Raw genomic sequence first — 12449 nt, 5'->3', positions numbered from 1 at the left:
TTTCACCCTTTTATTTTTTACTATTTTCTTTTTTTATTGTATTTAACTCTATCATTTTCGTTTAATATTTTCTTTCTAAGTCTTATAGAATCTGGTGTTATTTCTACAAGCTCATCATCATCTATAAATTCTAATGCTTCTTCTAAAGTGAATGTTCTAGGAGGGCTTAATTTTATAGCATCATCAGATCCAGAAGCTCTAGTGTTAGTTAGTTTTTTATTCTTACAAGGATTAACTACCATATCTTCTTTTCTAGAGTTCATTCCTATAATCATACCCTCATATACTTCTGTTCCTGGATTTATAAACATAGTAGCTCTTTCGCTTAAATTGAATAAAGAATAACCCATGGCAGTTCCTTTGCTTTGAGATATTAAAACACCATTTAATCTTTGAGGTATTTCTCCCTTGTACTCTTCAAATCTTTCAAAAGAACGTACGATAGTTCCCTCTCCTCTAGTATCATTTATAAATTCACTTCTATATCCTATCAGACCTCTAGTTGGAACAATATACTCAAGTTTTGTATAATTATTTTCAGATTCCATACTTTCCATAAGGCCTTTTCTTAAATTAAGTTTAGAAATTACAGTTCCAGAGTATTCATCAGGAATATTTATAATAACTCGCTCAACAGGTTCTAAGAGTTTTCCATTTTCTTTGTGCATTAAAACTTCAGGTTTAGAAACTGAAAGTTCGTATCCTTCTCTTCTCATATTTTCAATAAGAATAGATAAATGAAGCTCACCTCTACCAGAAACCTTGTATCCATCTGTAGTGTCTAAAGGTTCAACCTTTAATCCTATGTTTACTTCAAGTTCTTTTTCCAATCTATCTTTTAAATGTCTTGTAGTTAAAAACTTTCCGCTTTGCCCAACGAAAGGGGAATCGTTAACTAAAAAGTTCATAGATAAAGTAGGCTCTTCTATTTTTATCATTTCCATAGGGATTACATTATCTTCATTACAAACTGTTTCTCCTATTGATATATCAGATATACCTGCAATAACTACAATATCACCACTTTTGGCTTCTTTTTTTGGGACTTGTTTTAAACCTTCATATACAAAGAGTTTAGATATTTTACCTTTTATAATAGAGCCATCTCTTTTTGAAATAGAAATACTTTGACCATCTTTTAATGTACCTTTATATATTCTTCCTATACCTAATCTTCCTATATAATCATCATAAGCAAGAGCAGATACTTGCATTTGAAGAGGGTCGTTATCATAATCAGGATATACATCTACGTGATTAAGTATTGTTTCGAATAAAGGAGATAAGTCGGTACTTTCATCTTCTAATTCTTTTTTTGCAATTCCATCCTTTGCTATACCATATATAATTGGAAAATCTAACTGTTCATCTGTAGCGTTTAAATCAACAAATAAATCAAATACCATATCTACAACTTCTTCAGCTCTTTGATCCTTTTTATCTATTTTGTTAATAAATAAAATAGGTCTTATTCCAAGCTCTAAAGATTTTTGAAGAACAAATCTAGTTTGAGGCATAGGACCTTCGCTAGAATCAACTAATAAAATTACAGTATCTACAGTTTTTATAACTCTTTCAACTTCAGAAGAAAAGTCTGAGTGTCCAGGTGTATCTACAATATTTATTTTTACTCCATTATACTGTATAGAGCAGTTTTTTGAATATATAGTTATACCTCTTTCTCGTTCTAAATCATTACTATCCATTACACAATCTACAATTTCTTGGTTTTCTCTAAAAACTCCACTTTGACTTAAAAATGCATCTACTAATGTAGATTTTCCTGCATCAACATGGGCTATAACTGCTATATTTATTATTTCTTGTTTTTTTGACATAAAAAACTTCCTTTCTTTAAAAATCGCATTCTTATATTTTACACCTGATTAAAAAAATAAGCAAATGTTATTTTTGTAAAAGGCTAAAATATTAGTTGATTTACAAATGCTTAACAAAATTAACTAAGCTATAACTTTTAATTAACATTGTTATAACAAACAAGTAGTATTCTAAATATGTGCTTAAAATACATACAAAATTGAAGGGAGAATGAATATGGCAATTTTAAAAGGTAGAATAAAAAAAATTCTTTTTCTAGGACTAATTGGGGTTTTATCAGTAGGAATTTTAGCGGGATGTGGAGCAAAAAGTGAAACTTCTCAAAGTGGATTAACTGGGGCAATATCAATAGATGGGTCAAGTACTGTATACCCAATAAGCGAAGCTGTTGCTGAAGAATTCCAAAAAATGAACCCAGATGTAAAGGTTACAGTAAACTTTTCTGGAACAGGTGGAGGATTTGAAAAATTCTTAGTAAAAGAAACTGACATAAATGATGCATCAAGACCTATAAAAGATAAAGAAATTAAAAAAGCACAAGAATCAGGAGTTGAGTATACAGAACTTAAAGTTGCATATGATGGACTTTCAGTAGTAGTGAATAAAGATAATGACTTTATAGATTACTTAACTATGGAAGAACTTAAGAAAATATGGGAGCCAAATAGTTCTGTTAAAACATGGAAAGATGTAAGAGCAGAGTGGCCAGCTGAGCCTGTAAAGCTTTATGGTCCAGGAAGTGATTCGGGAACATTTGAATATTTTACAGAAGAAGTAAATAAAGAAGCTGGAGCAATAAGAGTTGATTATACTGCAAGTGAAGATGATAATGTTTTAGTAAATGGTATAGCAGGAGATAAGTATTCATTAGGATTCTTTGGATATGCATACTATATAGAAAATAAAGACAAGTTAAAAGTAGTTCCAATAGATTCAGGAAAGGGACCAGTTGAACCAACGCCGGAAACAGTAGAAAATGGAACGTATGAGCCTCTTTCAAGACCATTATTCATATATGTAAATAAAGAGTCTATGCAAAGACCAGAAATTAAAGAATTTGTGAAATATTATTTAACAGAAGGAAAAGAATTAATACCAGAAGTTGGATATGTAAAGCTACCACAATCTGAGTATGATAATCAACTTTCTCAAATTGGAGAATAACAGTTAAATATAAAACAAACACTTAGATAGGAAATTAAATTCTTATTTGAGTGTTTTTTTTCTAATGAACAGTTTACATATAATTAACAAAGTTAACAAATGCATAATATGCACTTAACATCTGTATAACAAATATGTATTATTCTAAATATGTTAGTAATTATAGTAGGAAGCTCAAATTTAAGCTCTTTAGCCATGCGATAGCATGAAGCGAATTTTTTATTGGAATTTGGGAGGATGAAATATGAAATATTTAAAGGAAAAGATAATAAAGTATATTTTATTTGCATTTGGAATTGTATCTATATTTATAACTATTAGTATATTTTTTACTTTATTTAAAGAAAGTGCATTGTTTTTTATTAATGTATCACCTGTAGAATTTTTTACAGGAAAGCAATGGACTCCTCTTTTAAAACCTCAGCATTTTGGAATACTACCATTAGTTAGTGGGACATTTTTAATAGTATTATTTTCATCTATAATTTCAATACCTATAGGACTTTTAAGTGCTATATATTTAAGTGAATATTCAAATAAAAAAGTTAGAAAAATAATTAAGCCTATATTGGAAATATTAGCAGGAATACCTTCTATAGTTTATGGTTTCTTTGCCCTTAATATAATAACACCTATACTTCAAAAGTTAATACCTCAAACGAATATTTATAATGCACTTAGTGCAGCTATAGCTGTAGGTATAATGACTATACCAATGGTACTGTCTTTAAGTGAAGATTCTATGCAGGCTGTTCCTAAAAGTTTAAGAGAAGGTGCTTATGCACTAGGACTTACAAAACTTGAAGTTGTATGTGGAGTAGTTATTCCAGCATCTATATCAGGGATAATGTCATCTTTTATTCTAGCTATATCAAGAGCAATAGGAGAAACTATGATAGTTGCACTTGCAGCAGGATCAACACCAAAACTTACTTTAAATCCTCTTGAAAGTATTCAAACTATGACAGGATTTATAGTTCAAGTAAGTCAAGGAGATATAGCAAAAGGAACAATAGAGGCTCAAACTTTATTTGCTGTTGCTATGCTTTTATTTATTATGACATTAATTATGAATATATTATCTAGATATGTTGCTAATAAACTTAGGGAGGAATATTAATGAATGTGGCTAACTTAAAAAAGAGAAAATTACTGAATAAAATTTTTTATATTATATTATTAGCATCTATATCATTTAGTATAATGATACTATTTTTACTTTTTTCTGATGTGTTTAAAAAAGGAATTTCTCATGTTAATATTGATTTCTTTTTAAACTATACATCTAGAATTGCTAGTAAATCAGGAATAAGAGCTGCTATACTTGGATCTTTGTGGGTAAATATAGTAACATTATTAATTGCATTTCCTCTAGGAGTAGGAACAGCAATATATTTAGAAGAATATGCACCTAAAAATAAATTTACAAATTTAATACAAGTCAACATAAGTAATTTAGCAGGAGTTCCATCGATTGTATATGGAATATTAGGACTTTCTTTATTTGTTAGAACTTTTAATTTTGGAAGAAGTATTTTATCTGCGTCTTTAACCATGGCATTACTTATACTTCCAATAATAATAGTTTCATCTCAAGAAGCATTAAAAACAGTACCAAAGGAATTAAAAGAAGCATCCTTCGCATTAGGAGCTACTAAATGGGATACAATAACAGGAGCAATTATTCCGTATGCTATGCCTGGAATATTAACAGGTGTAATACTTGCAGTATCAAGATCTATAGGAGAAGCGGCACCACTTGTTGTTGTTGGAGGAGCTGCTGGAATTTGGTTTTCCCCAAAGGGAATATTTGATGAATTTACAACGCTACCTCTTCAAATATACAATTGGGCATCAAAGCCTCAAGCGGAATTTCAAAATGTTGCATCTGCAGGAATAATAATTTTACTTATGGTTTTAGTAACAATAAATTTAATGGCAATACTTTTGAGAAATAAATACCAAGATAGGATAAAACATTAGGGGGTAAGTAAATGACAGTTAAAATGAAAGTAAGTAATTTAGATTTTTACTATGGAAGCTTTAAAGCCTTAAAAAATATAAACATAGATATAGAAGAAAAAAAAGTAACTGCTTTTATAGGACCATCAGGTTGTGGTAAATCTACATTTTTAAGGACATTAAATAGAATGAATGATTTAATAGAAGGAACAAAATTAAATGGTAAAATTGTATTAGATGGAGAAGATATATATTCAAATTCTATGCAGGTTGAAGAACTAAGAAAAAGAGTAGGAATGGTGTTTCAAAAGCCTAATCCTTTTCCAAAATCTATATATGAAAATATAGTATATGGACTTAGAAAACAAGGAGTAAGAGATAAAAAGAAATTAGATGAGGTTGTTGAAAAAAGTCTTCGTGGAGCAGCACTTTGGGATGAAGTGAAGGATAGATTGGATAAATCTGCATATGGTTTATCAGGGGGACAACAGCAAAGGTTATGTATTGCAAGAGCTATTGCCATGGAGCCGGAAGTGATTTTAATGGATGAACCGACATCTGCATTAGATCCTATAGCAACTTCTAGAGTAGAAGAATTAATACAGGAGTTAAAAAAGGACTATACAATAGTAATAGTTACACATTCAATGCAACAAGCAGCAAGAATATCAGATAATACAGCTTTTTTCCTTATGGGAGAGTTAATTGAGTTTGGAGAAACTAATAAAATATTTACAACTCCAAAAGATAAAAGAACAGAAGATTATATAACGGGAAGATTCGGTTAGGGGGTATAGTATGGTTAGGAATAATTTTCATATGGATATAAAGGATTTAAAAGAAGATGTTGTTAAAATGATAGAAAAAGTAGAGAATCTAGTAGAAAAATCAGTAGAAGCTTTATTAAACAAGGATTTAGAACTTGCAAGAAAAGTTATAAAGTTAGATGATGATGTAGATGAATATATGTATTATATAGAAGAAAAAGCAATAGAGTTAATTGCACTTCAACAACCCATGGCAAAGGATTTAAGAATAATATTTTCTGTATCCAAAATAATAACGGATTTAGAAAGAATCGGAGATTTCTGTGTAAATATATCGAAAGAAACTATAAAAATAGGAAAAGAAGAACATATAAAGCCTCTTGTAGATATACCTAAGATGAAGGATATAATACTTGATATGCTAAAAAATCTAAGAAGCAGTTTTATATTAGAAGATGCAAGTCTTGCATTAAAAGTAGGAAAAGAAGATGAACTTATAGATAATTTGTATAAAGATATATATAGTGATATATTAACTATGATACATGAAAATAGAGAATATATAAATCAAGGAACAAAGTTATTATTTGTAGGAAGATATCTAGAAAGAATAGCAGATCATATTACAAATATATGTGAAAAAATAATATATATATCAAAAGGAGAAATAATTGAAATAAATTAAAATAAAGCCTTTTTATAAGGCTTTATTTTAATGATTAATATTCAGAAGAATAAAAATATTGTGAAAATATCTATAGTTATTAAAATATCTACTTTTTGGTTGAAAAATATTGTTTAAGTTGTATAATTATAGATGTAGGGGAATTTATATACCTAAATTTAATATGGGGGATGATTTATATGTCAATTGTGGAAAACGTTTTAGAACAAGTTAAGAAAAGAAATCCTGGTGAAGCAGAATTTCATCAAGCAGTAGAAGAAGTTTTACATTCTTTAGCACCAGTTATAGAAAAACATCCTGAATATGTAGAAGCAGGAATTTTAGAGAGATTTGTTGAACCAGAAAGACAAATTATGTTTAGAGTACCTTGGGTAGATGATAATGGAAAGGTTCAAGTAAATAGAGGTTTTAGAGTTCAATTTAATAGTGCAATAGGACCTTATAAAGGAGGACTTAGATTCCATCCATCAGTATACCTTGGAATTATAAAATTCTTAGGATTTGAACAAATACTTAAAAATTCGTTAACAGGACTTCCAATAGGTGGAGGTAAAGGTGGATCTGATTTTGATCCAAAAGGAAAATCAGATGCTGAAATAATGAGATTCTGCCAAAGTTTTATGACAGAACTTTACAGACATATAGGACAAGATATAGATGTTCCAGCTGGAGATATTGGAGTTGGAGGAAGAGAAATAGGCTATCTTTATGGACAATATAAGAGAATAAGAAATGCCTATGAAGCAGGAGTACTTACTGGTAAAGGACTTACATATGGTGGATCACTTGCTAGAAAAGAAGCTACAGGATTTGGTCTTGTATACTTTACTCAAGAAATGCTTAAAGAGCATGGACACAGCTTTGATGGAAAAACAGTAGTAATTTCAGGTTCTGGAAATGTTGCTATATATGCTTGTGAAAAAGCTCAATCTCTAGGAGCTAAGGTAATAGCTATGTGCGACTCTACAGGATATATTCTAGATGAAGAAGGTATTAAGCTGGATACTATTAAGAGAATCAAAGAAGTTGAAAGAAAGAGAATTAGTGAGTATGTTAAAGAACATCCAAATGCAAAATACTTTGATGGACAAAAGGGCATTTGGACTGTTAAGTGTGATGTAGCACTTCCTTGTGCAACTCAAAATGATATAGATGTTGAACATGCTACTAAATTAATAGAAAATGGTGTAATAGCTGTTGGAGAAGGGGCGAATATGCCTTGTACAAATGAAGCACTTAATTTATTATTAGAAAAAGGAGTGCTTGTTGCTCCAGCTAAAGCTGCTAATGCTGGTGGAGTTGCAACTTCAGCTCTTGAAATGTCTCAAAATAGTATGAGATTATCTTGGACATTTGAAGAAGTTGATGAAAAATTACATGGCATAATGGTAAATATATTCAATGCATCTAAAGAAGCAGCTAAAGAATATGGAATGGAAGGAAACTATGTAGCTGGTGCTAACATAGCTGGTTTCTTAAAAGTTGCTGATGCAATGATGGCTCAAGGATTAGTTTAATATATAAAAAGGGTAGATTTTTTATCTACCCTTTATTTTTTAGCATAAATCCATAGATGGTTTAGGTATGTTTGGTAAATCACTTTGTTTATCATAATGATTACTAACTATACATAAAGCCTTTTCAAATGCTCTATCAAAATCTTTAAATAAAATATCTTTATTTGAGTTATTTATGAATTCGTATTTTTTTAATACTTGTAGTGGTTGGAATTGTATATCTAATATTAAAAGTTTTGTTCCGTTTCTTTCACATAGTTCATATGTAGTTTCTAAAGCATTATATGCTGTTGCATCCATTGCAGGAACATTACTCATTTTTAAAATTAAAACTTTTGGTAAATTTTGCATATCTCTTATTGTTTTAACAAACTTATCTGCAGCACCAAAGAAAAATGGACCATTAATTTCATATAAATAAATGTCTTTAGGTATCTGAACTTTATACATAAAAGCATCATCTTCTATATGCTCATAAGTATATAGTATAGATTTCACATCAGTAACATCTGCCATTCTTTTCATGAATAAAAATGATGCAAGGACAATTCCAACTCCTATAGCTAATACAAGATCGAAAAAGATAGTTAAAACGAATACTGTTATAAATACAATAGAATCACTTTTAGGAAATTTTTTTAGTCTTTTAAAAGTATCCCATTCTCCCATATTATAAGACACTATTATTAAAATAGCAGACAGTGATGCCATGGGAATTAATTTTATATAAGGCATTAAAATAACCATAAAAAAAACTAAAGTGATAGAATGAATTATGCCTGATACAGGAGTTCTGCCTCCATTCTTTATATTAGCAGCAGTTCTTGCTATAGCACCTGTTGCAGGTATTCCACCAAAAAGGGCAGAACCGATATTTCCTAGTCCTTGTGCTATTAATTCCATATTAGAACGATGGCTTCCTCCAATCATTCCATCAGCTACAACAGCAGATAGTAAAGATTCAACACCTGCTAAAATTGCAATGGTTATAGCAGCTGGTATAAGTTTAATCATAGTATCAAAATTTAAGGTAGGAATATGCATTTTAGGAAATTGAGAAGGTATTTCTCCAAAACGACTTCCTATAGTATCTATATTAAAATTAAATATTATTGCTAAAAGTGTTGATACTATTATAGCAATAAGAGTGGGTGGAATTTTTTGGTTTATTTTAGGACATAGTACTATAATTAATATAGATATAATACCTATAATTAAACTTTGGGTATTAATGCTGTTCATATTCTTAAAGTATACTGCCCATTTATGTATAAACTCTGAAGGAACTTGTATATTAAGTCCAAAGAAATCCTTGATTTGAGTTGAAAAAATAGTTATTGCAATACCGCTTGTAAATCCTGTAGTAATAGGATAAGGTATATACTTTATCATATTTCCGCATTTAAAAATCCCCATTAAAATAAGAAAAATACCTGCCATTAATGTAGCTATAGTTAAACCATCTATTCCATATTTTTGTATAATACCATATACAATAATTACAAAAGCACCAGTAGGTCCTCCTATTTGAACTTTGCTACCTCCGAATAAAGATATTAAAAAGCCTGCTACAATTGCAGTATAAAGTCCTTTTTCAGGAGATACACCAGATGCTATAGCAAGAGCTATAGAAAGTGGTAGTGCAATAACTGCTACTATAAGGCCTGAAATAAAATCTTTTACAAATTGTTCTTTGTTGTATGATTTAAAACAAGTAAATAATTTAGGAACTAACATAAACACCATCCTTTTTATATTAAAAATTCAACATACTGTATACGCTATATAATAATATCACTTATGGGAAGTAGATGTCCATTAGGATTAGTTATAATAGCTATATTTGTAATTTACTAAAAATTTGGATAATATAAATGATTTGAATTGAACATTAAAAAACCCATCTTTTGTTATAAAGGATGGGTTTTTTAAATTTATTTAATATTTTCTATAGCTTTTTTAGCAAATTCTGTTGTAACTATCTTTTCATAAGGAGCTCTTTTATCTAGTTCTCCAGCAAACTCTATTATATCCATAAGATGATTTAGACTTTCTTCTTTAAGTATTGGATTTTTAGCCCAAGTATCTTGAGATTTATATCTATTTATAACTGCGGATAAAGTAGCTATATCTGTATCTGGAAATTGAGAAGATATTGACTTTGCAATTTCTTTTGATGAATGATTTTGAACCCATAGTTGTCCTTTGTATATAGCGTTGGTAAATTTTTGAATTGTATCAGTATTTTTTTGTATATATGATTTTTTAGCAGAATAACATGTATATGGAAGATATCCAGATTCTTTACCTATAGAGGCTACTATATATCCTTTAGCTTCTTTTTCAAGAGAAGTAGCTACAGGTTCAAAAAGTGTAACGTAATCCCCTTCTCCTCCTGTAAAGGCTCCTGCCATAACAGAAAATTGAATATCGGTTCTAACAGTTACATCTTCTCCGATTTTAAGTCCGTTCTTTTTGAGTACATACTCTAAAGTCATTTCAGGAACTCCGCCTTTTCTTCCTCCTATTATAGTTTTTCCTTTTAGTTTATTAAATGTAAAGTTGTCATCTTTTTCTCTTCCGATTAAGAAGCTACCATCTCTTTGTGTTAATTGAGCAAAATTTACAGCATAATCTTCTTTTCCTTGATTGTACACATATATGGATGCTTCAGGCCCCATAAATCCTATATCTGCTTCATTTGAAAGAATTGCGGCCATTGTTTTATCTGCTCCCTTAGTATTTATAATTTCAACATCTAATCCTTCTTCTTCAAAAAATCCTTCAGTTAAAGCTACATATTGGGGAGCGTAAAATATTGAATGTGTAACTTCAGCAAGTGTTATTTTGGTTAAATTATTATTAGAGCAGCCGCTCATAACGAGTACTATTATCATAAGTGATGATAATAGTAGGGCAATTTTTTTGCCAAGTTTCATATAATGTTCCCCCTTATAAGCATAAATTTATCTATATTTTTAATATACTCAATAAAATTATAATGGTTACAAATATAAAATTTAATATACAGAACAAATTTAATCCTATTTGCATATTATGAAATTGATAAAGTGTAAAGGGGTAAATGCATTGTATAATTACTATTATTATATGAATTATTGCTATAGAGCAGCTCAAAAATTATATCCTAAGATTTATCATGAAGTATATCCATATGTTGTTGTTAAGTGTGAAAAAGAAGATACTGAATATAATATGGAGATGAATCCATTTCCAAGAGAAGAAAAGATAGAGAAAATGGTAGATGAAATATATGAAGATTATACAAAAAACTGTAAACATAGAAGTGATGAAGAAGAATATGAAGATGATGAACAGTATAGACAGCGTAGATATAGACGTCGTCGTTTTACAAGAGATCTTATAAGAATACTTTTAATAGAAGAGTTATTAGGTCGAAGGGGATTTAGAAGAAGACGTAGAAAAAGATTTGATGATTATAATTATTATCCTTATTATTAAAAAACTTGGAAGTTATTTCCGAGTTTTTTTATGTTATTATATTTTAAATTGATGTATAATGGATAAATGTAAAAATAAACAAATAAATTAAGGAAGTGATTTTTTGAAAATAGGAATGAGGAATATAAAAACAGCTATAGCAGTTTCGCTGTGCATTTTTATATCTAAATATTTTAATATGGAATATCCTTTTTACGCAGCTATTGCTGCAATCATATGTATGCAAAATACAGTAGAGGAATCTTTTAAAGTAGGAAGAAATAGAGTATTAGGCACTATATTAGGAGCTGTAATAGGTGTAATATTTTATAGTATAAGACCTACAAGTATTCTTCTTTCAGGTGTAGGAATAATGATAGTTATATATATATGTAATTTGGTTAAATGGAATAAATCAGTGACAATAGCTGGTATAGTATTTTGTGTAATTATGACTAATTTAGATGGAAGAGATCCATTTTTTTATGCATTAAACAGAGTTTTAGATACATTGTTGGGGATTATTGTTGCAGTTTTAGTTAATTATTTTATAGTACCGCCAAATAGATTAGAAAGGATTTTAGAAGAGTCAAATGAAATAATAATAAGATTAATGAATTTAGTTAAATATAAAATTGTTGACAATATAAGTATTAATTTAAATGAAATTTACAGTGATATTCAAAATTTAGAAAAAAACATAGATGGATATGTTTATACATTTAAATTAAATAAAGAAGAAAAAATAGAAATTGAAAGAATAAATAATATAATAGAAATGAGTAAAGAAATATGCTTAAATTTAAAGACTATAGAATATATAAAAGAAGATTATAAGTTAAATGAAAAAAACTATCATAATATAGTAAAATTATATGGTGGTTTTGATAGAAATATAAAAAATTCAAATAATAATATAAATATAGTATTTAATTATCATTTGGATAAAATAATAAATAATGTAAAAAGAATAAATGGTATTAAAAATTCAAATGAAATGAAAAAAATTGAAAGTATTAGTTGATAACCAGAAATTCACAATATAATATAAGG

The 12449-nt window shown here is 28.9% G+C and carries 11 protein-coding genes; 8 read left to right on the top strand and 3 right to left on the bottom strand.

Annotated features, from left to right (window positions below):
- Window positions 1–20: 20 nt before the first annotated feature.
- Window positions 21–1838 carry a translational GTPase TypA gene (gene typA, locus BUA77_RS02900; protein ID WP_072887158.1) on the bottom strand — a complete coding sequence of 606 codons (1818 nt, stop codon included), beginning with the start codon at window positions 1836–1838 and terminating at the stop codon, window positions 21–23.
- Window positions 1839–2055: 217 nt separating this feature from the next.
- Between typA and BUA77_RS02895 the strand changes: the two genes are divergently transcribed.
- The 6 genes from BUA77_RS02895 (at window position 2056) to gdhA (ending at window position 7934) form a co-directional block, all read left to right on the top strand.
- Window positions 2056–3003, top strand: coding sequence for a PstS family phosphate ABC transporter substrate-binding protein (locus BUA77_RS02895; protein ID WP_084605442.1), 948 nt, complete (start codon window positions 2056–2058; stop codon window positions 3001–3003).
- 244 nt (window positions 3004–3247) lie between these two features.
- Window positions 3248–4123 (top strand): phosphate ABC transporter permease subunit PstC, encoded by an 876-nt coding sequence (gene pstC, locus BUA77_RS02890; protein ID WP_072887156.1) that lies wholly within the window; start codon window positions 3248–3250, stop codon window positions 4121–4123.
- Window positions 4123–4986: a phosphate ABC transporter permease PstA gene (pstA, locus tag BUA77_RS02885; RefSeq protein ID WP_072887153.1), complete on the top strand. Its 864-nt coding sequence runs from the start codon at window positions 4123–4125 to the stop codon at window positions 4984–4986. Before pstC ends, pstA begins: the two co-directional genes overlap by 1 nt.
- A gap of 11 nt (window positions 4987–4997) precedes the next feature.
- Entirely contained in the window at window positions 4998–5753 is a 756-nt protein-coding gene (gene pstB, locus BUA77_RS02880; protein WP_072887151.1) for a phosphate ABC transporter ATP-binding protein PstB, read from the top strand.
- A gap of 10 nt (window positions 5754–5763) precedes the next feature.
- A complete protein-coding gene (gene phoU, locus BUA77_RS02875) occupies window positions 5764–6417 on the top strand; it encodes a phosphate signaling complex protein PhoU (protein WP_072887149.1) in 654 nt (217 codons plus the stop codon).
- 179 nt (window positions 6418–6596) lie between these two features.
- The gene (gdhA, locus tag BUA77_RS02870) at window positions 6597–7934 is read left to right on the top strand and encodes an NADP-specific glutamate dehydrogenase (RefSeq protein WP_143151284.1); all 1338 of its coding nucleotides are present in this window, start codon (window positions 6597–6599) and stop codon (window positions 7932–7934) included.
- Between the two features lie 39 nt (window positions 7935–7973).
- On the opposite strand, the gene BUA77_RS02865 is transcribed toward gdhA, so the two are convergent.
- On the bottom strand, window positions 7974–9671 hold the full coding sequence (locus BUA77_RS02865; RefSeq protein WP_072887145.1) for a SulP family inorganic anion transporter: 1698 nt from the start codon (window positions 9669–9671) through the stop codon (window positions 7974–7976).
- Window positions 9672–9868: 197 nt separating this feature from the next.
- On the bottom strand, window positions 9869–10873 hold the full coding sequence (locus tag BUA77_RS02860; RefSeq protein WP_072887143.1) for an ABC transporter substrate-binding protein: 1005 nt from the start codon (window positions 10871–10873) through the stop codon (window positions 9869–9871).
- A 151-nt stretch (window positions 10874–11024) separates the two neighbouring features.
- On the opposite strand from BUA77_RS02860, the gene BUA77_RS02855 reads away from it, so the two are divergent.
- Complete coding sequence (locus BUA77_RS02855; protein ID WP_072887142.1) at window positions 11025–11417, top strand: hypothetical protein; 393 nt, start codon at window positions 11025–11027, stop codon at window positions 11415–11417.
- Between the two features lie 103 nt (window positions 11418–11520).
- Window positions 11521–12420: an FUSC family protein gene (locus BUA77_RS02850; protein WP_084605438.1), complete on the top strand. Its 900-nt coding sequence runs from the start codon at window positions 11521–11523 to the stop codon at window positions 12418–12420.
- The last annotated feature ends 29 nt before the right edge of the window (window positions 12421–12449 follow it).

The organism is Tepidibacter formicigenes DSM 15518 (genome assembly GCF_900142235.1).
Classification (GTDB): domain Bacteria; phylum Bacillota; class Clostridia; order Peptostreptococcales; family Peptostreptococcaceae; genus Tepidibacter; species Tepidibacter formicigenes.
The sequence above is the reverse complement of the archived record's forward strand: the minus strand, read 5'-3'. Positions and strand labels throughout refer to the sequence as shown.

Bases quoted from the DNA above. Each gene is read 5' to 3' on its own strand.
- typA (WP_072887158.1), bottom strand. From the start codon at position 1,838: ATGTCAAAAAAACAAGAAATAATAAATATAGCAGTTATAGCCCATGTT.
- BUA77_RS02895 (WP_084605442.1), top strand. From the start codon at position 2,056: ATGGCAATTTTAAAAGGTAGAATAAAAAAAATTCTTTTTCTAGGACTA.
- pstC (WP_072887156.1), top strand. From the start codon at position 3,248: ATGAAATATTTAAAGGAAAAGATAATAAAGTATATTTTATTTGCATTT.
- pstA (WP_072887153.1), top strand. From the start codon at position 4,123: ATGAATGTGGCTAACTTAAAAAAGAGAAAATTACTGAATAAAATTTTT.
- pstB (WP_072887151.1), top strand. From the start codon at position 4,998: ATGACAGTTAAAATGAAAGTAAGTAATTTAGATTTTTACTATGGAAGC.
- phoU (WP_072887149.1), top strand. From the start codon at position 5,764: ATGGTTAGGAATAATTTTCATATGGATATAAAGGATTTAAAAGAAGAT.
- gdhA (WP_143151284.1), top strand. From the start codon at position 6,597: ATGTCAATTGTGGAAAACGTTTTAGAACAAGTTAAGAAAAGAAATCCT.
- BUA77_RS02865 (WP_072887145.1), bottom strand. From the start codon at position 9,671: ATGTTAGTTCCTAAATTATTTACTTGTTTTAAATCATACAACAAAGAA.
- BUA77_RS02860 (WP_072887143.1), bottom strand. From the start codon at position 10,873: ATGAAACTTGGCAAAAAAATTGCCCTACTATTATCATCACTTATGATA.